This window comes from Arthrobacter sp. N1 (assembly GCF_048288285.1).
Classification (GTDB): Bacteria; Actinomycetota; Actinomycetes; order Actinomycetales; family Micrococcaceae; genus Arthrobacter_D.
The window spans coordinates 3,009,757-3,032,698 of record NZ_CP102608.1 but is presented as its reverse complement, the minus strand read 5'-3'; the positions used below and the strand labels follow the sequence as shown (position 1 = coordinate 3,032,698).

The window sequence follows — 22,942 nt, the reverse complement described above, 5'->3', positions numbered from 1 at the left end:
GACGGGTGCAGGAAGACCCCGCCAGGACTGCAGGAGCTAGGCGAGGGCCGTGGTGATGACGATTCCGGCGCCGAACAGGATGCTGAAGGCGAGGTTGATCAGGCCCGTCTGCTTCAGGACCGGGATCAGACTCTTGCGCTTCTTCCCCTTGAGCATCAACCAGCTGGGCATGAGGCAGGCCGGGATGAGCAGGAGCACCAGCAGCACCCACGGGTAGTCGTAGCTGAGCAACAGGGGCAGCAGGACGGCGGCCGCCAGCATCATGACATAGCTGATGCGGGCGGCGGTGTCGCCCAGCCGCACCGCCAGGGTCCGTTTGCCCACCACGCTGTCCGTGGGGATGTCGCGGACGTTGTTGGCCATCAGGAGTGCCGTGGCGATCAGCCCGGTGCAGACGGCGCCGATCCATGCCGGTGCGGAGAGCTGGTCGGCCTGCGTGTACGTGGTGCCGAGGGTGGCGACGAGCCCGAAGAACACGAAGACGAACACGTCACCGAGCCCCAGGTAGCCGTAGGGGTTCCTGCCGCCGGTGTAACCCCACGCCGCCGCGATGCAGCCCACACCGACCAGCAGGAGTATCCAGGCCTGTGACAGGACGATCAGGGCGAGGCCCGCCAGCATCGCGACACCGAACGCCGCGAAGGCCGCCCGCTTCACCTGCCGCGGCTCTGCTGCGCCGGAGCCGGTGAGACGGAGGGGACCCACGCGCTCGTCGTCGGTGCCGCGGATGCCGTCCGAGTAGTCGTTGGCGAAGTTCACGCCGACCTGCAGCAGCACGGAGACGATCGCGGCCAGCACGGCGTTGACGGGCTTGAACTCGCCGAGCCCGAAGGCCGCCGCGCTGCCGATGATCACCGGGGCGAACGCCATCGGCAGGGTTCGGGGGCGGGCTCCTTCGAGCCACTGAGCGGCAGTCGCCACGGGGAGGTCCTTCTGGTCGGTGCGGATGTCGGAGGAGCCCTCTGCCCGGAGGGTCAGGCGCGTTCGAGCAGGGTGTGGATGGTGCGGCGGTCCGGCTTACCGCCCGGCAGGAGGGGGAAGGCGTCCAGGGTCACGATGGCCTTCGGCACGGCGTGTGCTCCCAGTTCGACGTGGACCGCCTGGCGGATGACGTCGGCGTCCACGTCGCCCACGATCGCCGCCGCCACGGCCGTGCCCCACTCCTCGCTGCGGACGCCGAGCACCATGGCCTGTTCGACGCCAGCAAGCGCCTCGATCACGTCGGTGACCTTGGCGGCGGAGACCTTCAGGGCGCCGGTGATGATGACGTCGTCGAGCCTGCCGTGCACCGTCACCGAGCCGTCGAGGGCCACGTCCCCGGCGTCGTCGGTCGCGAACCACCGCTGGCCGGCATTGAAGACGAACCGCTCCTCGGTGAGCTCGGGCGCGCCCAGGTACCCCTCGGCGAGGACCGTTCCACCGATGCGCAGGCGTCCGTCGACGGAACGGAGGTCGACGCCGTCGAGCGGGACGCCGTCGTACACGCACCCGCCGCAGGTCTCGCTCATACCGTAGGTCTCGACGATCCGCAGGTCGTGGCTGCGCGCCAGGGAGCGCAGGGCGGAACCGGCGGGTGCGCCGCCGAGGAGGATCCGGTCGAAGCGCCGCAGGACCCGCAGGGTCTCCGGGGAGGGATCGGTCAGCAGGCGGTGGAGCTGCGTGGGCACCAGCGAGGTGAAGCGGACCTTGTCCGTCAGTTCGGCCGCCCCCGCGGTGAAGGCTGCCGGGGTGAAGCCCGCCGAGGTGTCCATGACCCACGGCTGCGTCCCGGCGAAGAGCGACCGGACCAGCACCTGGAAGCCGGCCACGTAGTGCACCGGCAGGGTGAGGAGCCACTGTCCCTCGCCCTTCAGGGCGAACGCCGTCCCCATGGCCGAGGCGGCGAGGGCGTCGACGCTCAGCATCGTCTGCTTGGGCGTGCCGGTGGACCCGGAGGTGCTGATCACGGCGGCGATCTCGTCGTTGGGCAGCGTGCCCCGGAACTCCTGGCCGGGGAGCACGTGGGGGGCGACGGCGGGACCCTCGCCGGCGAGTGCCGCGGCGAGGGATGGGAGCAGCTCCAGGGGATCGGAACCGTCCGGGGTGTGGACGGGAAGAAGTTCCACGCCGCTCCTAGAAGTAGTAGGGGAACGAGGACCAGTCGGGAGCGCGTTTCTCGAGGAACGCCTCCTTGCCCTCCACGGCCTCGTCGGTCATGTAGGCGAGGCGCGTCGCCTCGCCCGCGAAGACCTGCTGCCCGGCGAGGCCGTCGTCCGCCAGATTGAAGGCGAACTTCAGCATACGGAGGGCCTGCGGGCTCTGCCGGGCGATGTCCGCCGCGTATCCGAGCGCCACCACCTCCAGCTCCGCATGGTCGACGGCCTCGTTGACGGCCCCCATCTCCACCATCTCCGCCGCCGAGTACTCACGCGCGAGGAAGAAGATCTCCCGCGCCTTCTTCTGCCCGATCTGGCGCGCGAGGAGCGCGGACCCGTATCCGGCGTCGAAACTGCCCACGGTCGCGTCGGTCTGCTTGAACTTCCCGTGCTGCGCGGAGGCGATCGTCAGGTCCGCGACGACGTGCAGGCTGTGCCCCCCACCGGCTGCCCAGCCGTTGACGACGGCGATCACGACCTTCGGCATGGTGCGGATCAGGCGCTGAACCTCCAGGATGTGGAGCCGTCCGGCGCGTGCCGGGTCGATCGTCTCCCTCGTCTCGCCCTCCGCATAGCGGTAGCCGTCCCGGCCGCGGATCCGCTGGTCGCCGCCGGAGCAGAAGGCATGGCCCCCGTCGCGAGGGCTCGGCCCGTTGCCGGTCAGCAGGACCGTGGCGACCTCGGGGGTCATGCGGGCGTGGTCGAGCGCGCGGTACAACTCGTCGACGGTGCCCGGGCGGAAGGCGTTACGGACCTCGGGGCGGTCGAACGCGATGCGCACCGTGGGGAGGTCGCGCACCACGTCGCCGTCGTGGTCGCGCTCCACCTGGCGGTGGTAGGTCAGGTCCGTGAAGTCCTCGAATCCTGCGACGACGCGCCAACGAGCGGGGTCGAAGGTGTCGGATACCGAGGCGGGGAGCTCTGAAGTCACCCGTCGAGTCTAGCCGCGCGGGAGGCAGGCCCTGCCGAGCTTCCTGCGCGATGCAGGCCGCGGAGTGCCGGGGCGAAGGCCCCGGCTGCCACGGTTCCGGTCACGGCGCAGGCGGGGGACCCGCGGTACCGCCGGCGGAGGCGACGACGGCGGCCGCCACGTCCCGCAGCTTCAGGTTGCGGACGCTGGAGGCGCGCTCGAGGAAGGTCAGCGCCTCCTTCTGCGAGCAGTGGTTCTGGGCCATCAGGATCCCGACGGCGGTGTTGATCGTCGACCGCGAACGCAGGGCAGCGTCGAGATCGTCCCGCTCGGAGGCGAGCACGGCGAGACGGACGGCCAGCCGGAGTGCATTCGAGGTCTCCCGGACGAACTCGTGCGCGACGCCGATCGATGCGGCAGGGAAGGCATCGGGGGACGAGCTGTAGAAGTTCAGGCCCGCGTCCGCCTCATCGGCGAGGTGGAACGGCGTGCCGAGGATGGAGCGTACGCCCTGTCCGCTCGCCGTCGGCAGGTAGTCGGGCCACCGGTCATCCTGCAGCGTGTCCGGGACGTACACCGTCTCGAGCGAGCGGGCTGCCGTGATGCACGGCCCCTCGGCCACGCGGTTCTGCTCGTCGTCCAGTCGCCGCGCGTCCTCGTTGCTCCAGGCGACGGTCATGGGGCGTCGGCGGCGCAGCAGGGAGACGGCGCACATCACCTGGTGGTCCGGCGTCGTGAGCCGGTGTGCGGCCCGGGCGGCGATCTCCTGCAGGAATTCGTGGACGTCCTCCGTCCCGGTCACGAAGTCCAGGAGATCGCCGTCCACCGATTGCTCGACGGCGCTGCTGTCATCGGTCCCGTTCGGTGTCATCGGACCACCGTACTCAGCGCCGGCCGCCGATGCAGGAGGCGTGTGCGTCGACGATGGGCCGTGCGCCGCCCGCCGGACTGTGCTTGCTAGGCTTCGGCGCATGGACGCCGCACCGGTCTCGAGCCCGCTCCACCCAGTCCCGCCCGTCCGGTCCGGCGCGCCGGTGCCGCCCGTCCGGTCCGGCGCGCCGGTGTCGCCCGCCGCGGACGCGGGACCGTCCGGCTCGCACACGCCGGCAACCGCAGCCGCGGCACGGGCTCCGCTCTGGGACGGAGCGGTGAACGCGCGTGACGTCGGAGCGGTCGTGTCCGCTGTGCAGCCGGGGCGCCTCTACCGGATGGGCCGGCAGGAGTGGGTCACGGAGGCGGGGTGGGAGCAGGCCTGGGATCACGGCGTCCGCACCGTGATCGACCTGCGCAACCCGTTCGAGCTGGGACGACGTTCCCCCGATCCGCGCGTCCAGCCGGACGTCCTCGCCCGGTTCCTGGTCCTCAACCTGCCGACCGAGGACCAGGCGGACGCCGACTTCATGGCGTTGACCGGCCCGTACCTGAACACCCCCGAGCACTACCGCGAGAACCTGGACCGCTGGCCGGAGAAGTTCGGGGCCATCGCCCGGGCGTTCATCACCGCACCACCCGGGGGAGTCGTCATCCACTGCGCCGCCGGCAGGGACCGGACGGGCATGGTGGTGGCGCTGCTGCTGGCGGCGTCCGGCATCCCGCATCCGGAAATCGGCGCCGACTACGCGAGAGCCGTGACGGCGATCAATGACCGCTACCGGGGCCAGGAGGTGCCGCACGAGACGCCGCGCTCCGACGAGGAACTGACCGAGTGGCTCACCGTCGCGCAGGGGCACCTCCGAACGCTGCTGTCCTCGCTCGACGCCGCCCGCTACCTCCTCGACGCCGGACTCACGGAGGCCGAGCTCGACCTGCTGCGCGCGCGGCTCACCGGTCCGCGAGCACCCGCGCACCGCTAGCGACGCCGACCGGGCGGGCGGCGCCAGGGCCGGGAGCCGGCCCCGCAGGACCACCGGGCATCCGACGACCGCGGAGCCGCTCGTCCCCGACGGGAGATCCCTGCCCGCCAGGACCGGGTGCTGCTGGACCTGCCCAGCGGCAAGGGGTGATCAGCGCTGCAGCTGGGCGAGGTTGACCGAGCTGCGAACGGCGGGGAAGTACCCCGACTTGTACCCCTCCGCCGTCGGGTGCAGATTGTCCACCGCACCGGCGCGGAAGGTGATCCACGGCGACGGGGAGCCGAGGCCGTGACCGTCGAACTTCTGCACGAGGTCCACGAAGGTGTACCCGTGCGCCTCGGCCTGGTTCCGGATGACCGCATTGAGCGCATCCGTCCCGGCGTTGAAGGCCGTCTGCGAGGCGACCGGGATGACCGGGACGCCGAACTCGGGCGAGAACAGGTGGGGGTACCCGGTGACGGCGACCGTCGCGTTCGGCGCGGCCGCATCGAGGGAATCGAAGAGCGTGTCCAGGTTCCGGTCGAGCACCGGCAGCGCTGTCGCGTTCTTGCCGGCGATCACCTGGGCGCAGACGGCCGTCGACTGCGTGGCGCACACACCGGCGATCTCGCCGAATCCGACGTCGTTCCCGCCTGCCGAGAGGGTGACGAGGTCGGTGGCGGGGGAGAGCGCGCCTGCAGCCGCCACCCGGGCCACCTGCTCGGGGAGATCGAGGGCGCCACCCGGCTCCGTGGCGGCCTTGGCTCCTGCGCAGGTGGCGTCGGCGACGAGCTGCACCTGCTTCTTGCCGTCCAGGATGCCGGGCAGGCCCAAGGGTGACTGGCCGCACGCGTTCACGTAGGAGCCGGCACCGAAACCGGAGGCGTAGGAGTCACCGAGCGAGACATAGGAGAGCGGCTGCTTGGGCGCTGCTGCCGCGGGGGCGGCACCACCGGCCAGGAGGGCGGAGGCTGCGGTCGCGAGGACGGCGAACCTGAGGGAGTGCTGACGGAGGACACGCGCGGCGGGAGTCATGGCCTAACGGTACTCGCGGATCAGCGCTTGTCGAGGAGGAGGTTCGTGATCCTCAGGGTGCACAGCCGCCCGCCTGCCGCATCGGTGATCAGGACCTCGTGGGTGGTGAGGGTCCGGCCCAGGTGGATCGGGGTCGCGGTGATGGTGATGACGCCCTCGCGCGCACTCCTGTGATGGGTCGCGGACACGTCGACACCGACGGCCGTCCGGCCGAGGGTGGAGGCATGGATGACCGCGGCCCAGGAGCCGACCGCCTCCCCGACGGCCAGGGAAGCACCGCCGTGCAGCAGTCCGAAGGACTGACGGTTGCCCTCGACAGGCATCGTGGCGACCACGCGTTCCACGGACTGCTCGAGGATCCGCACGCCCATCTTCTCGTCGAGCTCGCCGAGGGTGATGGTCCAGGGTGCGGGGGATTCGTGGGTCACGGCTGCGGTCTCCGGGGCGGTGGAACGGGGTCGGTCGACGGCAACTCTAGCCCTTCCCCGGGGGAGTCCTCGGGTTCCCGATCGCGTCCTTCCGGTAACGATCCCATCACGAAGACCATCATGTCCCGCCCCTGACCTGCGACGATGCTGCGCTCTCGAAGTCTTCCGCACACCGTGGAAGCGCTCCCACTTGACAGTGCCATACGTCACAGTCAGGATGATCTGACAGCGTGAGAGCGCTCCCACCGCTCCTGATCAGCGTGGCGGGAACCGACGTCTCGGGCTGCGAATCCACTCGCTCCGGCGGCGGGTTCCGGGTGCTCCCGGTTCTCGCCGCCGCCACCCCCGTCCTGGTCCCGGTTCGTCATCCATCGCGGTGAGAGAACCCGTCCGGCCGCCAGGAAAGTCCACCCAAAGAAACCCCTCGACAGCCCTGCGCCCGCAGGTGTCGAAGCTGACAAAGGAGTCACCCGTGCACAGCAGAGCACGCATCACAGCACTTTCCGCCGCGGCGGCATGCCTCGCCCTGGCCCTCACCGCCTGCGGAGCCGGCGGAACCGAGAACGCAGGAACCGAAGGCGAGACCGGCACCGAGGACGTCACCCTCTCGGTCGGCACCTTCAACGAGTTCGGCTACGAGGAGCTCTTCACCGAGTACGAGGAGCTCAACCCGAACGTCACGATCGAGCACAAGAAGGCTGCGACCTCCAACGAGGCCCGCGACAACCTCACCACGAGGCTCGCCGCCGGCTCGGGCCTGTCCGACATCGAGGGCATCGAGGTCGACTGGCTGCCCGAACTGCTCGAATACCCCGACCAGTTCGCCGACCTCAGCGATCCCGCTGTCGAGGGCCGCTGGCTGGACTGGAAGACGGCGGCCGCGACCACCGAGGACGGCCAGCTCATCGGCTACGGCACCGACGCCGGCCCCCAGGGCGTGTGCTACCGCGCGGACCTCTTCGAGAAGGCCGGCCTGCCGAGCGACCGCGAGTCCGTCGCGGACATGCTCGACGGCTCCTGGCAGGACTACTTCGACGCCGGGAAGGAATTCGTCGCCGCAAGTGACGGCGTCGCCTGGTTCGACTCCGCCGGAGCCACCTACCAGGGCATGATCAACCAGGTCCAGAACGCCTACGAGGACAACGAGGGCGCGGTCATCGCGACCGACAACTCCGAGGTCAAGGACATCTACGAGCAGGTCCTCCAGGCCTCCGTCACCGACGGACTCTCGGCCCACCTCACGCAGTGGGAGGACGACTGGGTGGCGAGCTTCCAGTCCGACGCCTTCGCCACCAAGCTCTGCCCGGGCTGGATGCTCGGTGTCATCGAGGGCAACGCCGAAGGCGTCGAGGGCTGGGACATCGCTGATGTCTTCCCCGGTGGCGGCGGCAACTGGGGCGGCTCGTACCTGACTATCCCGACGCAGGGTGCCAACCAGGCCGAGGCGAAGAAGCTCGCCGAGTGGCTCACGGCTCCCGAGCAGCAGGTCAAGGCCTTCGAGTCGAAGGGGACGTTCCCCAGCCAGGTCGAGGCGCTCGAGAGTGACGCGCTGCTGGGCCAGACCAACGCCTTCTTCAACGACGCGCCGACCGGCGAGATCCTCGCGAACCGCGCCACCGCCGTCGAGGTCACGCCGTTCAAGGGCCCGAAGTACTTCGCCATCAACGACGCGATGCAGCAGGCCCTGACCCGCGTGGACGTCGACGAGACCGACGATCCCGACTCCTCCTGGGAGAAGTTCGTCACCGCTGTGGGCGCTCTGTAGCCGATGGCCGTCACGGACCGGGTCCACACCCCACCCCCTACGAGACAGCGGGCTCCACGCGACAAGAGCGTGAAGCGGCTGGCCTTCTCCCAGAAGGTATCGAAGTGGGACGTCAAGCTGTCCCCGTATCTCTACATCTCACCGTTCTTCCTGCTCTTCGCCGTCACGGGGCTCTTCCCGCTGCTCTACACGGCATGGGTCTCGCTGCACTCCTGGAACCTCATCGGAGGCCAGGGCGAGTTCACCGGGCTGGAGAACTACGAGTTCGTGCTCGCGCAGCCGTTCTTCTGGAACGCGGTAGGCAATACGTTCAGCATCTTCCTCCTCTCGTCGGTCCCGCAGGTCGTCATCGCCATCGCCATCGCCGCGGTGCTGGATGCGAACCTCAGGGCCCGGACGTTCTGGCGGATGGGCGTCCTGGTTCCCTTCGTGGTGGCCCCTGTGGCCGTGGGGCTGATCTTCAACAACCTCTTCGCCGACCAGGCAGGCCTGGTCAACGAGATGTTGGTGGGGGTGGGCCTGGACCCGGTCCGTTGGCACTCCGACTCGCTGGCGAGCCATGCGGCCATCGCCACCATGGTCAACTTCCGCTGGACGGGCTACAACGCCCTGATCTTCCTCGCGGCCATGCAGGCCATCCCGAGGGACGTCTACGAGGCCGCGACCATCGACGGTGCGGGCCGGCTCCGCCAGTTCTTCTCGGTCACCGTGCCGATGCTTCGCCCCACCATCATCTTCGTGGTCATCACCGCCACCATCGGTGGACTCCAGATCTTCGACGAGGCCCGGGTGTTCGACCAGGCCGGCCTCGGCGGGGCGGACCGCCAGTGGCAGACGCTCACCATGTACATCTGGGAGCTCGGCTGGGGCCAGCGCAACTTCGGGAGGGCATCCGCCGTCGCCTGGCTGCTGTTCCTGATCATCGTCATCATCGCGATGGCGAACTTCCTCATCACCCGCCGCATCGCCAACCAGGGAGGCCGACAGTGAGCTCCGTCCCCATGATCGAGCAGACCGCGGGCAAGGGCGCTGCCCGGGCCGCCCAGCGTGGCCTGGGCGCCCGGCGCCGCGGAGGGGCCGGCGGGACCATGCGACGCCCCGGCTTCCTGACCTACGGCTTCCTCGGCGCGGTGATCCTCGGATCCGTGTTCCCGCTCTGGTGGTCCTTCCTCGTGGGCAGCCACGACAGCTCGGTGATCAGCAAGGGCGTCCCGTTGACTCCGGGCGGCAACTTCCTCGCCAATGCCGCCACCGTGCTGGACAGCATCCCGTTCTGGAAGGCCCTGAGCAACAGCATCATCGTCTCCACCGTCACGGCCGCCTCGGTGGTGCTGTTCTCCACGCTTGCCGGGTTCGCGTTCGCCAAACTCCGTTTCCGCGGCAGCAAGGTCCTCCTCGTGTTCGTCATCGCCACCATGGCGGTGCCGACACAGCTCGGCGTGGTCCCGCTGTTCATCGTGATGGCGAAACTCGGGTGGACCGGCTCCCTCTGGGCCGTGATCGTGCCCGGCGTCGTCACGGCTTTCGGTGTCTTCTGGATGACGCAGTACCTGCGCGACGCGCTGCCCGACGAACTCATCGAGGCCGTGCGGATCGACGGCGCGTCGATGATCCAGGCGTTCTGGTACGTTGGGCTGCCGGCAGCACGGCCCGCGGCCGCGATGCTCGCACTCTTCACCTTCGTCGCGACGTGGACCAACTTCTTCTGGCCGTTCATCGTGCTGGATCCCTCCAACCCCACCCTCCCGGTGGCCCTGCAGCTGCTCCAGGCTGCGCACTTCGTCGACTACTCGATCGTGCTTGCCGGGGCCGTGCTGTCCACCATCCCGCTGCTGCTCCTCTTCGCCGTCGCGGGACGCCAACTCGTTTCAGGAATCATGCAAGGAGCAGTCAAAGGATGAGCAGCACCGACATCACCTTCCCCGAGGGCTTCCTCTGGGGTGCGGCCACCGCGGCCTACCAGATCGAGGGCGCAGCCCGGGAGGGCGGCAGGGGACCGTCCATCTGGGACACCTTCAGCCGGGTGCCGGGGGCGGTGGCGGATGCACACAACGGCGACGTCGCGTGCGACCACTACCACCGGTCCGTCTCGGACGTCACCCTCATGAAGAGCCTCAACCTGCAGGCGTACCGTTTCTCGACGTCGTGGTCGCGCTGCATGCCCGACGGCGTCACCCCGAACGCGGAGGGTATCGCGTTCTACTCGGCACTCGTGGACCAGCTCCTCGAAGCGGGCATCAAGCCGTGGCTCACCCTCTACCACTGGGACCTTCCGCAGGCCCTCGAGGACGAGGGCGGCTGGACCAACCGCGAGACGGCCCACCGGTTCGCCGAGTACGCGGCAGTCATGCACGAGGCGCTCGGGGACCGCGTCCGCGTGTGGACCACGCTCAACGAGCCGTGGTGCGCGGCCTTCCTCGGCTACGCCGCGGGCATCCATGCCCCCGGCCGCCAGGAGCCGACGGCGGCGCTCGCCGCCGCGCACCACCTCCTGCTCGGGCACGGACTCGCCACGCAGGAGCTGCGCCGGCGTGACGCCGAGGCGACCCTCGGCATCACGCTGAACCTCACCGTCCCCGACCCGCTCGATCCCGAGAGCGAGGCGGACCGCGATGCGGCCCGCCGGATCGACGGGCAGTTCAACCGCATCTTCCTCGATCCGGTCCTCCGGGCCGCCTACCCCGAGGACGTGCTCGCGGACGTCGCGCACCTGGGGATGACGGAGCACATCCGGGAGGGCGACCTGGAGATCATCGGCACACCGATCGACGTCCTCGGGGTGAACTACTACCACGGCGAGGCCGTCACCATGACGCCGGCCGGGGGGTCCGTCCCGCAGGAGGGCCATGCGCCGCTCGAACGCCCGATCTCCTCGCCCTACGTCGCGGCACACGGCGTGCGCTCGGTGCCGCGCGGCCTGCCTGTCACCGCGATGGACTGGGAGGTGCAGCCGGAGGGACTCCGCCGGCTGCTCAACCGCCTGCAGGACGAGTACACGGGACCTGCGGGGATCCCCGTGTACATCACCGAGAACGGGGCGGCGTACGACGACGTCCCGGACGAGGGTGGTTTCGTGGACGACCAGGACCGACTCTCCTTCTTCGACCAGCACGTCCGGGCCATGAAGGACGCGATCGACGACGGGGTGGACCTTCGGGGCTACCTGGCCTGGTCCCTCCTGGACAACTTCGAATGGGCGTGGGGCTACCACCAGCGCTTCGGTCTGGTCCGGGTGGACTACGCGACCCAGGAGCGTATCCCGAAGGCCAGCGCCCTCTGGTACGCGCGCCTCGCCGCGACCAACGCGCTGAGCGCCGACGCCTCGGCCGCGGACGCGGGAAAGCCGGGTGTCGTATTGTCGAGGTGATGAACGCCTCCCCGCCCCGGTCACTGCGCCAGGTGCCAGGCCGCCCGAGCCCCACGCTCGAGGACCTGGCCCTGGCCGCCGGGGTGTCGCGCTCCACGGCCTCGCGCGCGATCAACGGAGGGGACCGCGTCAGCCCCGAGGCACAGGCAGCCGTGGACCGCGCCGTGGTGTCCCTCGGCTACATCCCGAACAGGGCTGCCCGCAGCCTGGTGACGCGGCGCACCTCCTCGATCGCGCTGGTCATCCCCGAACCCGACGTCCGGGTCATGATGGACCCCTTCTTCGCCGTCGTCATCACCGGGATCACGGAGGCGCTCCGCGAGACCGACGTCCAGCTCGTGCTGCTGATGTCGAGGACCGACGACGACTCCGCGCGCACCCTGCGCTACCTGCGCGGAGGCCACGTGGACGGCGCGATCGTCGTCTCCCACCACAAGGCCGATTCCTGGGCGAGATCGCTCTCCGAGACCGGCCTGCCCACCATCTTCATCGGCCGCCCCTGGGACACGGCGTTCGACGTCACGTATGTGGACACCGACAACGAGGGCGGCGGGCGCATCGCCGCGCGGCACCTGAGCGGTATCGGTCGCCGCCGGCTCGCGACCGTCGCCGGACCCGCGGACATGACGGCCGCCGTCGACCGCCTCCGCGGCTGGCAGGCGGGCCTCCGCGAGGCGGGCCTGCCCGAGGGTCCGGTGGTCCACGCCGACTTCACGACCGACGGGGCCACCGCTGCCGCCCGGCGGCTGCTGGCCGAGCACCCGGACATCGACGGCATCTTCGCCGCGTCCGACCTCATGGCGCTCGGCGTCATGGAGGCCATCCAGGCGGCGGGCAGGAGCGTGCCGGGGGACATCGCCCTCATGGGCTACGACAACCACGCCGTGGCGGAGACGGCCGCCACGCCCCTCACGACCATCACGCAGCCCATGGTCGAGATGGCCGTGAAGGCGGGCACCATGCTCCTCGAGGAGATCGAGGCTCCGGGCTCGCACCCGGAGCCCGTCATCTACTCCACGGAGCTCGTGGAACGCGCCAGCACATCCGTGGCGCCGACGGCCTCGGCGGCGAAGGCGTAGTCCCACGCGATGTCGCGCCAGCGGGAGTAGCGTCCGCTGGCGCCGCCGTGGCCACCGTCCATCTCGGTCTTCAGGACGATCGGCTCCGTGCCCGTCGTCGTCTCCCTGAGCTGCGCCACCCACTTGGCCGGCTCGACGTACAGGACCCGGGTGTCGTTGTAGCTCGTGACGGCCGCGATCCGCGGGTAGGCCACGGGCCGGACGTTCTCGTAGGGCGTGTACTCCTTCATGTACCGGTACACCTCGGGGTCCGTGATCGGGTTGCCCCACTCCTCCCACTCGAGCGCGGAGAGCGGGAGCTCCGGGTCGAGGATGGTGGTCAGGGCGTCGACGAACGGGACCTGCGCCACGATCGCCCGGTACTTCTCGGGCGCCAGATTCGCGACGGCACCCATGAGCAGTCCGCCCGCCGAACCACCGATCGCGGCGATGCGCGCAGGGTCCACCCAGCCCGAGGAGCCGATGTAGGTGGTGGCATCGACGAAGTCCGTGAACGTGTTCTTCTTCGCGAGCTTCTTGCCCTGCTCGTACCAGGTCCGGCCCATCTCGCCGCCCCCACGGATGTGCGCGGTCACGTAGACGATGCCGCGGTCGAGGAGCGAGAGCCGCGCGATCAAGAAGGCGGGGTCCATGCTGACCTCGTAGCTGCCGTAGGCATAGACGACGGCGGGATGCGTACCGTCCTGCGCGAGGTCGGCGCGGCGGACCACCGACAGCGGGATCAGGGTGCCGTCCGCGGCCGGAGCCCACTGCCGCTCGGCGACGTACTCCGCCGCGTCGTACCCGCCACGGACCTCGGTCTCCTTGCGCAACTCCAGTGAACCGGCCGCGAGGACGTAGTCGTAGACGCGTGGCGGAGTGAGGTAGGACGTGTAGGAGAGCCGGATGACGGGGGATTCGAACTCGGCGTTCGCGAGGTTGCAGGTGAACAGCTCCTCGTCGAAGTCGGGTTCCGTCGGCAGCTCCTGGTCGCTCGACCCGAGACCTGCCAGCGGCAGGACCTGGACGCGCTCGATGGTGTCCTTGCGGACCGAGAGGACGAGGTGGGTCTGCGTGACGGTCAACCCGTTCACGCGGACGGCGTCGTCGTGCGGGAGGACCGTCGTCCACTCCTGGTCCGCGAGCGGACGGGCGAACTCCGTGGGCCGGACGAGGCTGACCATCGAGTTCTTCGCGTCGCGGTCGTGGGTGAGCAGGTAGTGCGCGGTGCCGTCGACGACGACGGGCTCGGCGTCGTACAGGATCCGCTCGTCGCGGGAGATCAGCGTGGTGAGGCCGGTGTCGGGCCGGGCGAGGTCGAGGACGCGGTACTCGCTGTACTCGGAGCAGCCGATGCTGATGAGGAGCTGCGTGCGGTCCGCCGAGACCTCGAAGCCCGTCCACATGGCCACGTCGTCCTCCTGGTAGACGACGTCGTCATCCGTCACCGGGGTGCCGAGGGTGTGCGAGCGCACCTGGTACGGGCGCCACGAGTCATCGACGACGGTGTAGTAGACGCGGGATCCGTCGGGGGAGAAGGCGAGGCCGTAGAAGACGTTCGGCACCTCGTCGGGGAGGAGCTCGCCGGTCGTCAGGTCCTTGATGCGGAGCGTGAAGCGCTCGTCGCCGGCGTTGTCCTCGCAGTACGCGAGCAGCGTCCCGTCCTCGGTCACGGACAGGCCGCCGAGGGAGAAGAAGGGCTTGCCCTCGGCGAGCTCGTTCCCGTCGAGCATGATCTGCTCTCCGGGCACGGGGCGCCCTGGCACCACCTCCGGCGGCGTCCAGTCACGGCCCACATCACCCGTGTCCGCCGCGGCGACGCGGCACTGGATGCCGTACTGCTTGCCCTCCTCGGTGCGCGAGTAGTACCACCAGCCCTTCTTGCGGGCGGGCACCGACAGATCGGTCTCCTGGGTGCGGTCCTTGATCTCCGTGAAGATGGCCTCGCGCAGCGGCTCCTGGTGCCGGGCGACGGCTTCGGTGTAGGCGTTCTCGCGCTCGAGGTACTCGATCAGCTCCGGGCTCTCCTTGTCGCGCATCCACTCGTAGTGGTCGACGAAGGTGTCCCCGTGGTGCGTGCGGTCGGAGGGGACCTTCCTGGCGGGGGGCGGGACGGGGACTTCAAGCGCGGTGGCGTCAGCGGTCATGGCTCCCATCTTGCCACTGCCCACACGGCGGGGGTCGACCCGCCGGGCCGGGTCTCCCGGCTCGGGTTGCCGCCGGTTGACCGTGCAGGGCGGGCATGTAAGGGTGGAGCAGGCCTTTACAGAACGAGCGTTCAGTAATTCGTTCCGAGCGACGGGGCTGGACCTGTGACGACGAGGGAGACGACCATGGCCGAGGCATTCCTGGTAGGGGGAGTCCGCACCCCCGTGGGCCGTTACGGCGGGGCACTGTCCAGCGTCCGCCCCGACGATCTCGCGGCGCTCGTCCTCTCCTCGGTGGTCCAGCGTGCCGGCCTCGATCCGGCCGCCGTCGACGAGGTGATCCTCGGCAACGCGAACGGCGCCGGCGAGGAGAACCGCAACGTCGCGCGCCTCGCGTCCCTGCTCGCAGGGTTCCCGGACACCGTCCCCGGCATCACCGTCAACCGCCTGTGCGCATCCGGCCTCTCCGCCATCATCATGGCCTCCCACATGATCAAGGCGGGTGCCGCGGACATCGTGATCGCGGGCGGCGTCGAGTCCATGAGCCGCGCGCCCTGGGTCATGGAGAAGCCGGACAAGGCTTTCGCCAAGCCGGGCGCCGTCGTCGACACCTCCATCGGCTGGCGCTTCACCAATCCGCTGCTCGCCGCACGGGAGAAGACCACCTATTCGATGCCCGAGACGGCCGAGGAGCTCGCCTCGCTGGACGGCATCACGCGCGACGACGCCGACGCCTTCGCGCTCCGGTCCCACGAGCGGGCGCTGGCCGCGATGGAGGCGGGGCGCTTCGACGACGAGATCGTGTCCGTGCAGGTCAACCGGGGCCGCACGTCCTTCGCCGTGGACACCGACGAGGGACCGCGCGCCGAGACGACCCTGGAGGTCCTCGGGAAGCTCCGCCCCGTCGTCCGGCCGGGCGGGATCGTCACGGCCGGGAATTCCAGCTCGCTGAACGACGGCGCGTCCGCCGTGATCGTCGCCTCGGAGGCGGCCCTGCAGCGCTACGGGCTGACGCCGCGGGCCCGGATCCTCGACGGCGCCTCCGCCGGTGTGCCCCCGGAGATCATGGGGATCGGCCCCGTCCCCGCCACGCAGAAGGTCCTGGACCGGACCGGAGCGGGCATCGCCGATCTCGGCGCCGTCGAACTCAACGAGGCCTTCGCCACGCAGTCCCTCGCATGCATCCGCCGCCTCGGCCTCGACGAGGAGATCGTGAACCGGGACGGCGGGGCGATCGCCCTCGGCCACCCGCTCGGCTCCTCGGGCTCCCGCATCGCGATCACCCTGCTGGGGCGCATGGAGCGGGAACTCGGCGGGGAGGCGCGCCGGCTCGGGCTCGCAACCATGTGCGTGGGCGTCGGCCAGGGCACCGCGATGCTGCTCGAGGGCGTCTGATGCCCGCCGCGCTGCAGCTCACCGAAGACGAGGGCTCGAACGCCCTGGTCGTCGAACTCCACCGGCCCGAGGTCCGCAACGCCATCGACCGGCAGATGGTCGATGAGCTGCATGCCGTCTGCGCGGACCTCGAGCGCGCTCCGCGCACGCTGATCCTGATCGGGTCCGGCGGCGTGTTCGCCTCGGGCGCCGACATCGCCGAGCTGAGGGAACGGCGGCGCGACGACGCTCTCGCCGGCATCAACTCGACCCTGTTCGCCCGCATCGCGGCCCTGCCGATGCCCGTCATCGCCGCCCTCGACGGCTATGCGCTCGGCGGCGGTGCGGAACTGGCCTTCGCCGCCGATCTCCGCATCGGCACACCGCGCCTGAAGATCGGGAACCCCGAGACGGGCCTCGGCATCCTGCCCGCAGCTGGAGCCACCTGGCGCCTGAAGGAGCTCGTGGGGGAGCCGCTCGCGAAGGAGATCCTCCTCGCAGGGCGCATCCTCTCCGCGGAGGAGGCCCTCGACGCACGCCTCATCTCCTCGATCCACGAGCCGGACGAACTCCTGCCAGCAGCCCACGGACTCGCGGACCGGATCGCCCGCCAGGATCCCCTCGCCGTCCGGATCACCAAGAGCGTCTTCCACGCCCCCCGGGAGTCGCATCCCGTGATCGATCACTTGGCGCAGGCCATCCTCTTCGAATCCGAGGCCAAGTTCGAGCGCATGCAGCAGTTCCTCGACCGGAAGAAGGGTTCCTGATGACCTCCCTCGACGTCCCCTCGGTCGCCGGTGTCCCCACCTGGGTCGGCGTGCTCGGCGGTGGCCGCATGGGCGCGGGGATCGCGCACGCCTTCTGCCTCGCGGGCGCGCGCGTCGTCGTCGTCGAGCGTGACGACGCCGCAGCCGCGGCCGGGCTCGACCGCGTGACACAGGCCCTCGGGCGCAGCGTCGACCGCGGGACGACCCCGGAGGACCTCGGAACCCTGTCCGCCCGCGTCTCGGTCTCCACGGACTACGCCGCCTTCACGGACTGCGGGCTCGTCGTCGAGGCGGTTCCCGAGGACCTGGACCTCAAGCGGCACGCACTGCGGGCCGTCGAGGACGTGATCGACGGCGGCGCCTGGCTCGCCACCAACACGTCGTCGCTCTCGGTCGATGCACTGGCCGGCGCCCTGCGGCGGCCGGAGCGGTTCTGCGGCCTCCACTTCTTCAACCCCGTCCCCGCCTCCGCGCTGATCGAGGTGGTCGTCGGCAGCCAGACCTCCCCGGAGCTCGAAGCCGCCACGCGGACCTGGGTGACCGCGCTCGGCAAGGTGCCCGTCGTCGTGCGGGACACCCCCGGTTTCGCCAGTTCGCGTCTCGGCGTCGCGATCGCCCTGGAGGCCATGCGCATGCTCGAGGAGGGCGTCGCGTCGGCGGAGGACATCGACGCCGCGATGGTCCTCGGGTACCGGCATCCGGTCGGGCCGCTGCGCACCACGGACCTCGTGGGCCTCGACGTCCGCCTCGGCATCGCCGAATACCTCGAGTCCACACTCGGCCCCCGTTTCACCCCGCCGGCCATCCTGCGCGACAAGGTCGCCGCGGGGCACCTCGGACGCAAGAGCGGCCGCGGCTTCTTCGACTGGGAGGATGCGCCGTCGTCCTCCGACTCCCCTCCTCCCTCGGCACAACCAGCGAAAGGTGAGCGGCCATGACCACCGCCCCGGAACGAGTACAGATCGACGTCGTCCCCAGCTTCATCGAGGACGCCTGGTGGACGCCCGACCGCACCGCCGCGGACGACGACGGCACCGTGGTGCGCGACGCCAGCACGGGCGAGGAGCTCGCCGTCGTCAGCACGGCCGGGATCGACACCGCCGCGGCGATCGAATTCGCGCGGGCCACGGGGCAGGCCGAACTCGGTCGCCTCACCTTCCACGAGCGCGCACTGAAGCTCAAGGAGCTCGCCCAGTACCTCAATGCCCACCGCGAACCGCTGTACGAGCTGTCCGCGAAGACCGGCGCCACGAGGATCGACTCGATGGTGGACATCGACGGCGGCATCGGCGTGCTCTTCACGTTCGGCTCGAAGGGCCGCCGCGAGCTGCCGAACTCGCACGTGATCGTCGACGGCCCGCCCGAGGTGCTCTCGAAGGACGGCTCCTTCCTCGGGACGCACATCCACACGCGGATCCCGGGCGTCGCCGTGCAGATCAACGCCTTCAACTTCCCGGTGTGGGGAATGCTCGAGAAGCTCGCCCCCGCGTTCCTCGCCGGCGTCCCGACCATCGTGAAGCCCGCCACGCCCACCGGGTTCCTGACCGCCGCCGTCGTGAAGCTCATCATCGGCTCGGCGATCCTGCCGACGGGCGCGCTGCAGCTGATCTCCGGTCCCGCCCGCGACATCCTCGACCACCTCGACTACCGCGACCTCGTGTCCTTCACCGGTTCGGCCTCGACGGCGAACCACCTCAAGTCGCATGCATCCATCGCGCGCGGCGGTGTCCGGTTCACGTGCGAGACGGACTCCCTCAACGCGGCCATCCTCGGACCCGACGCCGTCCCCGGCACCCCCGAGTTCGACGCCTTCGTGAAGTCGCTCGTCACGGAGATCACGGTCAAGGCCGGCCAGAAGTGCACGAGCATCCGGCGGTCCATCGTGCCGGACGCGCTGGTCGAGGACGTCGTCCGGGCTGCCGGCGATCGGATCCGGGAGCGTGTGACCCTCGGGGACCCACGCGCCGAGGGCGTCACGATGGGCGCACTCGCCTCCCTCGCCCAGCTCGAGGGGGTGCAGGAATCCGTGCGCGAACTGATCGCGGGCGGCGCGTCCCTGGCGTTCGGGTCGCTGGACGCGCCCGACGTCGTGCTCGCCGACAACACCTCCGGCAAGGCGCCGGGCGGGGCGTTCATGGAACCGGTGCTGCTCACCTGGCAGGACGTCGAAGCCGGGGCGCTCCACTCGGTCGAGGCCTTCGGCCCCGTCGCGTCGGTGATCGGGTACGACGACGTCCAGCACGCCGTCCGCCTCGCGGCCCTCGGATCCGGTTCGCTCGTCGCCACGGTCTGCACCAACGACCCCGCCGTGGCGCAGCAACTGGTCCTCGGCATCGCGGCGCACCACGGCCGCGTGCTCATCCTGAACCGCGAGGACGCCCGCTCCTCGACCGGGCACGGCTCGCCCGTCCCGCACCTGGTGCACGGTGGGCCCGGCCGGGCCGGCGGCGGCGAGGAGCTCGGCGGGATGCGCTCGGTGCTGCACCACATGCAGCGCACCGCGGTCCAGGGCTCCCCGAACATGCTCACGAGCATCACGGGCGAGTGGCACACGGGAGCTGACCGCCGCTTCGACGACGTCCACCCGTTCCGCAAGGACCTCGCGGCGCTGCGGATCGGCGACAGCGTCCGGTCCGAACTGCGGCAGGTGACGCTGGCGGACATCACCGCGTTCGCCGAGACGACGGGCGACACCTTCTACGCGCACACCAACGAGGAGGCCGCTGCCGCCAACCCGTTCTTCCCCGGCATCGTGGCGCACGGCTACCTGCTGCTCTCCTGGGGCGCCGGCCTGTTCGTCGATCCCGAGCCCGGGCCCGTCCTCGCCAACTACGGCCTGGAGAATCTGCGCTTCATCACGCCGGTCGCCGCGGGTGATTCCATCCGGGTCACGCTGACGGCCAAGCGCATCACGCCGCGGGAGACCGACGAGTACGGCGAGGTGGCCTGGGACGCCGTGCTGCACAACCAGGACGACGAGATCGTGGCGACCTACGACGTCCTGACCCTCGTGCAGAAGTAGCCGTAGCTGCTGGTCCCGGTTCGGGGCTGCCGTTCCGCCCACTCCGGGGCCGTCGGTCGGCGTTCCTCCCACTGACCGAGGCCGGTCAGTGGGAGGAGACGCTTCTGCCCACCGACCGACCGCGGTCACTGGGCAGAGTGCACCTCGAGGGCCGCCCTGACGAGTCGAATGAAGGTGTCCGGATCGTTCTGCAGCAGGGGCCAGGTGACGCGCGGCACGGGCATGCCCCGTGCAGTCAGCAGATTCCCCCGGCGACGGTCCTCCTCGAAGGCGGGCCGGTCACTGTGGTACTCGCGCCCGTCGGCCTCGATCCCCAGGACTCCATCGACAACGAGGTCGGGACGACCGACGCCGGACACCTGCACCTGCGATGCGACGTGGAACCCGGCCTCGAGCAGGCGATACCTCGCAACCGTCTCGAGGATCGACTCGGCCTGCGGATCGATCAGCGCCACGATCCGGCGCAGGGTGCCGGACCTGTGCCCGACGACGTGCTCCCGCAGGTCATCGAGCGTGACGGAACCCCGGACGACTGCTGATTCGACGATGGACAGGGCATCGAGTTCCGGCAGGCACCGCATCACCTGCAGGCACACGACGAGGTCCGTCACGGGGCGTGCCGCCCGATGGACGCGCAAGCCGGCAGTGTCGATCGGCCGCCCGTGGTCCGTGGCGACATGCATCAGCCCGGGTCGTCGGAGGATCCAGAGCCCGCGGTGCTGCGCCGCACTGACGGAGGCGAGTTCGGTGCCCAGCTGGAGCGCGGCCACGACCACGGGATCATGGTCCGGAAGCGCATAGATGCCGCGGGCAACCCGGAGGACCTGACCCCGCTCGCACGCCTTCGCGATGGCGGCCCTCCCCGTGCCGGCTGCCACGAGCTCCGGCAGCCGGGCCACCCCACCCAGCTCGGAAAGCAGGTGAACGACAGTCATGGGACCACTGTGACGGTCCGTCGGGATCCAGGGTGCCGTGTGTCCCTCTGTGGACGACGCCATGGCCCCGTTGCGGTGACGCGCCAGCCCATTCACCGGCTTCCGTCGGTGGGAAGGAGTGCCCATTCCCACTGACCGGCAACGGTCGGTAGGAAGAGCTCACGTCGTCGGGCGGTTCGGTACGGGCATCGGCGGCCCGGGGCGCAGTCGGTATGAATGCGGAGGGGGAGTCGAGCCCGAGACGCGAGCCCGAGGCACGATGTCGACGACGCGGCGATCCCCCTCGGAACCCCTCAGCGATGGAAGTCTTCGCACGTTCGCCCCTGCATGCTGGTGGGTGGGAGGCCAGCCGACGCCGGGGAGCAGCCCGGTCAGCGCCGGTGCAGGCCGTCGAAGACCATGAGGATGATGTCGTCGGCCAGCTTGTCCGCGGTGAGCGGTCCTCCGGGTCGGTACCACTCCACGATCGAGTTGATGGTCCCGAAGATGAGGCGCGTCGTGGTCCGCGGGTCGATGTCGTCGCGGATGGAGCCCTCGTGGCGGGCGGCGTCGACGAGCGCGGCGATCTCACGGTCGAATCTCCGGCGCCGGTCGAGGGCTTCCCGCTCCACCTCCGTGTTGCCGCGGAGCCGCAGCAGGAGCGTGACGAAGGGGAGGCGCTCCGTCAGGACGGCGATGGTGCCACGGAGCACGAATTCCAGGCGGGCGTCCGCGGCGCCGGTGCCCGCGCGGCTGTCCTCGAGCACGGCCTCCAGCCCGCCGAGCGCGTGGTCGAGCGCGAGCCGGAGGAGGTCGCCCTTCGACGGCACGTGGTGGTAGATCGCCGACTTGCTGATGCCGAGTTCCTCGGCGAGCATGCCCATGGAGGTCGCCTCGTAGCCGTGGCGGTTGAAGGCCGTGACGGCGACGGCGAGGACCGACTGCTGGTCGTACCCGGGACGTCCCCGGCGGGCAGTGGGGAGCGGAGCGGCTCCGGCAGCAGTCATAGGGTCATTTTTGCACGACCGTTCGGTCGGGAGAGCGGGCGGGACGGCGGGCCACGGCGTCACAATCGAACACAATCCTTAGTTTGCCTAGAGAGTAGTAGCCTTACTGTCGATACCACCGCACCACCCGTGAAAGGGCGCTCACCGTGCCGACCACCTCCTGGGACCTCCGTCTCCACGCCCTGACCGCCTTCATGGACGCCGAAGGCCGCGAGCCCTCGACCCGATCCGCCATTGCCGGGGAGCACCGGCTGGCCCTGTGGCTCGACGAGCAGCGGAAGTCGGTGCGCGCCGGACGGATGGGGCCCGCCCGCCGGGAGATCCTGCAGCAGGCGGGATTGCTCACGGCGGACGAGATCGGCAGTCCCCGCACCGGCACGGCGTGGCTCAGGGTGGCCAGTGTGGCCGAATTCGTCGAGGAGGAGGGCCGGTTGCCGTCCTTCGTGGCGCCGGCGACGGCGGGCGAGAAGCGCCTTGCGCACTGGATGCACGTGCAGCTCTCCGGCCGAGCGGCCGAAACGGAGCCACTGCGTGCACTGCGCGCCATCCTCGACGCGGTGGCCGTCGACGGTCTCGCGCACACCGTCTGAGCTCGCGCCTCCCTTACGCCGCTTCCTGACGGGTGATAGGTTCGGCACACGTGCAACGCTGCAACGGACCCGGACGTCCCCGGGGCGCCAGGGCGGCATTCTGCGAGGAAGCCGATGAACAGTGTGGTGGCGGCGAGCGGCCGAGCGACAGTCTCCTTGATCGCGCCCGGTCTGCAGCGCCTCTCCTGGAGTCCGGGGACGCACATCGATCACGACGACGCGCTCTCGGTGCTCGCCGCGAGCAGGATCATGTCCTCCGGCGGGCCCTACGCCATCCTGGTCGACATGACGACGACGGTCGACGTCCGCTCCGATGCGCGGGCGGCCTTCAACGGGGAGTCGCTCGTGGTCGCGGCCGCCCTGCTGGGCGACGGGCCGATGGACGAGGTGCTGGCTGCGGGAGCATGCAGGGCGGTGCATCCCACCCGGTACTTCACGTCCGTCTCCCTGGCGCTCGCCTGGCTGGAGGAACGTCTCGCTGACCGGCAGATCCCGTCCGGCGACCCGTCGTTCCGTTGACTGCTCAACGCCCTGCTCCCTATACTGAACGAACGGTCGGTAAATACGCCGCATACGTCCAGACGAGCGAGG

The 22,942-nt window shown here is 70.2% G+C and carries 21 protein-coding genes; 12 read left to right on the top strand and 9 right to left on the bottom strand.

Features of this window, described 5'->3' with window-relative positions:
- Positions 1-36: 36 nt before the first annotated feature.
- The 4 genes from NVV32_RS14095 to NVV32_RS14080 all read right to left on the bottom strand — a co-directional run bounded on the left by NVV32_RS14095 (position 37) and on the right by NVV32_RS14080 (position 3,916).
- On the bottom strand, positions 37-921 hold the full coding sequence (locus tag NVV32_RS14095; RefSeq protein WP_422390577.1) for a 1,4-dihydroxy-2-naphthoate polyprenyltransferase: 885 nt from the start codon (positions 919-921) through the stop codon (positions 37-39).
- Between the two features lie 53 nt (positions 922-974).
- Complete coding sequence (locus tag NVV32_RS14090; RefSeq protein WP_422390576.1) at positions 975-2,105, bottom strand: AMP-binding protein; 1,131 nt, start codon at positions 2,103-2,105, stop codon at positions 975-977.
- A gap of 7 nt (positions 2,106-2,112) precedes the next feature.
- Positions 2,113-3,066 carry a 1,4-dihydroxy-2-naphthoyl-CoA synthase gene (locus NVV32_RS14085; RefSeq protein ID WP_055767565.1) on the bottom strand — a complete coding sequence of 318 codons (954 nt, stop codon included), beginning with the start codon at positions 3,064-3,066 and terminating at the stop codon, positions 2,113-2,115.
- A 100-nt stretch (positions 3,067-3,166) separates the two neighbouring features.
- The gene (locus NVV32_RS14080) at positions 3,167-3,916 is read right to left on the bottom strand and encodes a GAF and ANTAR domain-containing protein (protein WP_422390575.1); all 750 of its coding nucleotides are present in this window, start codon (positions 3,914-3,916) and stop codon (positions 3,167-3,169) included.
- Positions 3,917-4,016: 100 nt separating this feature from the next.
- Here NVV32_RS14080 and NVV32_RS14075 point away from each other — a divergent pair, with 100 nt between their 5' ends.
- Positions 4,017-4,898: a tyrosine-protein phosphatase gene (locus NVV32_RS14075; protein ID WP_422390574.1), complete on the top strand. Its 882-nt coding sequence runs from the start codon at positions 4,017-4,019 to the stop codon at positions 4,896-4,898.
- A gap of 150 nt (positions 4,899-5,048) precedes the next feature.
- Here the strand turns inward: NVV32_RS14075 and NVV32_RS14070 are convergent, their stop codons facing one another.
- Both NVV32_RS14070 and NVV32_RS14065 read right to left on the bottom strand, forming a co-directional pair.
- Positions 5,049-5,912 carry an SGNH/GDSL hydrolase family protein gene (locus NVV32_RS14070; RefSeq protein ID WP_422390573.1) on the bottom strand — a complete coding sequence of 288 codons (864 nt, stop codon included), beginning with the start codon at positions 5,910-5,912 and terminating at the stop codon, positions 5,049-5,051.
- A 20-nt stretch (positions 5,913-5,932) separates the two neighbouring features.
- The gene (locus NVV32_RS14065) at positions 5,933-6,283 is read right to left on the bottom strand and encodes a PaaI family thioesterase (RefSeq protein WP_235498697.1); all 351 of its coding nucleotides are present in this window, start codon (positions 6,281-6,283) and stop codon (positions 5,933-5,935) included.
- Between the two features lie 529 nt (positions 6,284-6,812).
- Here NVV32_RS14065 and NVV32_RS14060 point away from each other — a divergent pair.
- From NVV32_RS14060 to NVV32_RS14040, 5 genes are read left to right on the top strand one after another with little or no spacing between them, the layout of a single operon-like run.
- Complete coding sequence (locus tag NVV32_RS14060) at positions 6,813-8,105, top strand: ABC transporter substrate-binding protein (protein ID WP_422390572.1); 1,293 nt, start codon at positions 6,813-6,815, stop codon at positions 8,103-8,105.
- Between the two features lie 3 nt (positions 8,106-8,108).
- Positions 8,109-9,095, top strand: a complete 987-nt coding sequence (locus NVV32_RS14055) for a carbohydrate ABC transporter permease (RefSeq protein ID WP_055767580.1) — start codon at positions 8,109-8,111, stop codon at positions 9,093-9,095.
- Positions 9,096-9,106: 11 nt separating this feature from the next.
- Positions 9,107-10,006, top strand: coding sequence for a carbohydrate ABC transporter permease (locus tag NVV32_RS14050; RefSeq protein ID WP_422390571.1), 900 nt, complete (start codon positions 9,107-9,109; stop codon positions 10,004-10,006).
- Positions 10,003-11,472, top strand: a complete 1,470-nt coding sequence (locus NVV32_RS14045; protein ID WP_422390570.1) for a GH1 family beta-glucosidase — start codon at positions 10,003-10,005, stop codon at positions 11,470-11,472. The genes NVV32_RS14050 and NVV32_RS14045 overlap by 4 nt, the downstream gene beginning before the upstream one ends.
- On the top strand, positions 11,472-12,551 hold the full coding sequence (locus NVV32_RS14040; RefSeq protein WP_422390569.1) for a LacI family DNA-binding transcriptional regulator: 1,080 nt from the start codon (positions 11,472-11,474) through the stop codon (positions 12,549-12,551). Before NVV32_RS14045 ends, NVV32_RS14040 begins: the two co-directional genes overlap by 1 nt.
- Here NVV32_RS14040 and NVV32_RS14035 read toward each other — a convergent pair.
- A complete protein-coding gene (locus NVV32_RS14035; protein ID WP_422390568.1) occupies positions 12,482-14,677 on the bottom strand; it encodes a S9 family peptidase in 2,196 nt (731 codons plus the stop codon). The two genes, NVV32_RS14040 and NVV32_RS14035, sit on opposite strands and share 70 nt — an antisense overlap.
- 186 nt (positions 14,678-14,863) lie before the next feature.
- Between NVV32_RS14035 and NVV32_RS14030 the strand changes: the two genes are divergently transcribed.
- From NVV32_RS14030 to paaZ, 4 genes are read left to right on the top strand one after another with little or no spacing between them, the layout of a single operon-like run.
- The gene (locus NVV32_RS14030) at positions 14,864-16,072 is read left to right on the top strand and encodes a thiolase family protein (RefSeq protein ID WP_422390567.1); all 1,209 of its coding nucleotides are present in this window, start codon (positions 14,864-14,866) and stop codon (positions 16,070-16,072) included.
- Positions 16,072-16,818: an enoyl-CoA hydratase/isomerase family protein gene (locus NVV32_RS14025; protein ID WP_055767599.1), complete on the top strand. Its 747-nt coding sequence runs from the start codon at positions 16,072-16,074 to the stop codon at positions 16,816-16,818. Before NVV32_RS14030 ends, NVV32_RS14025 begins: the two co-directional genes overlap by 1 nt.
- Complete coding sequence (locus tag NVV32_RS14020; protein WP_422390566.1) at positions 16,818-17,756, top strand: 3-hydroxyacyl-CoA dehydrogenase family protein; 939 nt, start codon at positions 16,818-16,820, stop codon at positions 17,754-17,756. Before NVV32_RS14025 ends, NVV32_RS14020 begins: the two co-directional genes overlap by 1 nt.
- Positions 17,753-19,840, top strand: a complete 2,088-nt coding sequence (gene paaZ / locus NVV32_RS14015) for a phenylacetic acid degradation bifunctional protein PaaZ (RefSeq protein ID WP_422390565.1) — start codon at positions 17,753-17,755, stop codon at positions 19,838-19,840. The genes NVV32_RS14020 and paaZ overlap by 4 nt, the downstream gene beginning before the upstream one ends.
- A gap of 125 nt (positions 19,841-19,965) precedes the next feature.
- Here the strand turns inward: paaZ and NVV32_RS14010 are convergent, their stop codons facing one another.
- Together NVV32_RS14010 and NVV32_RS14005 are read right to left on the bottom strand one after the other, a co-directional pair.
- Positions 19,966-20,775, bottom strand: coding sequence for a type IV toxin-antitoxin system AbiEi family antitoxin domain-containing protein (locus NVV32_RS14010; RefSeq protein WP_422390564.1), 810 nt, complete (start codon positions 20,773-20,775; stop codon positions 19,966-19,968).
- Positions 20,776-21,146: 371 nt separating this feature from the next.
- Complete coding sequence (locus tag NVV32_RS14005) at positions 21,147-21,761, bottom strand: TetR/AcrR family transcriptional regulator (protein WP_055767609.1); 615 nt, start codon at positions 21,759-21,761, stop codon at positions 21,147-21,149.
- 146 nt (positions 21,762-21,907) lie between these two features.
- On the opposite strand from NVV32_RS14005, the gene NVV32_RS14000 reads away from it, so the two are divergent.
- A complete protein-coding gene (locus NVV32_RS14000) occupies positions 21,908-22,351 on the top strand; it encodes a hypothetical protein (RefSeq protein ID WP_422390563.1) in 444 nt (147 codons plus the stop codon).
- Positions 22,352-22,465: 114 nt separating this feature from the next.
- Positions 22,466-22,870, top strand: a complete 405-nt coding sequence (locus NVV32_RS13995; protein ID WP_422390562.1) for an STAS/SEC14 domain-containing protein — start codon at positions 22,466-22,468, stop codon at positions 22,868-22,870.
- The last annotated feature ends 72 nt before the right edge of the window (positions 22,871-22,942 follow it).

Excerpts from the sequence above, each read along its gene's own strand:
- NVV32_RS14080 (WP_422390575.1), bottom strand. The coding sequence starts at position 3,916 with ATGACACCGAACGGGACCGATGACAGCAGCGCCGTCGAGCAATCGGTG.
- NVV32_RS14065 (WP_235498697.1), bottom strand. The coding sequence starts at position 6,283 with ATGGGCGTGCGGATCCTCGAGCAGTCCGTGGAACGCGTGGTCGCCACG.
- NVV32_RS14025 (WP_055767599.1), top strand. The coding sequence starts at position 16,072 with ATGCCCGCCGCGCTGCAGCTCACCGAAGACGAGGGCTCGAACGCCCTG.
- NVV32_RS14055 (WP_055767580.1), top strand. The coding sequence starts at position 8,109 with ATGGCCGTCACGGACCGGGTCCACACCCCACCCCCTACGAGACAGCGG.
- NVV32_RS14040 (WP_422390569.1), top strand. The coding sequence starts at position 11,472 with ATGAACGCCTCCCCGCCCCGGTCACTGCGCCAGGTGCCAGGCCGCCCG.
- NVV32_RS14030 (WP_422390567.1), top strand. The coding sequence starts at position 14,864 with ATGGCCGAGGCATTCCTGGTAGGGGGAGTCCGCACCCCCGTGGGCCGT.
- NVV32_RS14035 (WP_422390568.1), bottom strand. The coding sequence starts at position 14,677 with ATGACCGCTGACGCCACCGCGCTTGAAGTCCCCGTCCCGCCCCCCGCC.
- NVV32_RS13995 (WP_422390562.1), top strand. The coding sequence starts at position 22,466 with ATGAACAGTGTGGTGGCGGCGAGCGGCCGAGCGACAGTCTCCTTGATC.
- NVV32_RS14070 (WP_422390573.1), bottom strand. The coding sequence starts at position 5,912 with ATGACTCCCGCCGCGCGTGTCCTCCGTCAGCACTCCCTCAGGTTCGCC.
- paaZ (WP_422390565.1), top strand. The coding sequence starts at position 17,753 with ATGACCACCGCCCCGGAACGAGTACAGATCGACGTCGTCCCCAGCTTC.
- NVV32_RS14045 (WP_422390570.1), top strand. The coding sequence starts at position 10,003 with ATGAGCAGCACCGACATCACCTTCCCCGAGGGCTTCCTCTGGGGTGCG.
- NVV32_RS14010 (WP_422390564.1), bottom strand. The coding sequence starts at position 20,775 with ATGACTGTCGTTCACCTGCTTTCCGAGCTGGGTGGGGTGGCCCGGCTG.
- NVV32_RS14050 (WP_422390571.1), top strand. The coding sequence starts at position 9,107 with ATGATCGAGCAGACCGCGGGCAAGGGCGCTGCCCGGGCCGCCCAGCGT.
- NVV32_RS14020 (WP_422390566.1), top strand. The coding sequence starts at position 16,818 with ATGACCTCCCTCGACGTCCCCTCGGTCGCCGGTGTCCCCACCTGGGTC.
- NVV32_RS14075 (WP_422390574.1), top strand. The coding sequence starts at position 4,017 with ATGGACGCCGCACCGGTCTCGAGCCCGCTCCACCCAGTCCCGCCCGTC.
- NVV32_RS14005 (WP_055767609.1), bottom strand. The coding sequence starts at position 21,761 with ATGACTGCTGCCGGAGCCGCTCCGCTCCCCACTGCCCGCCGGGGACGT.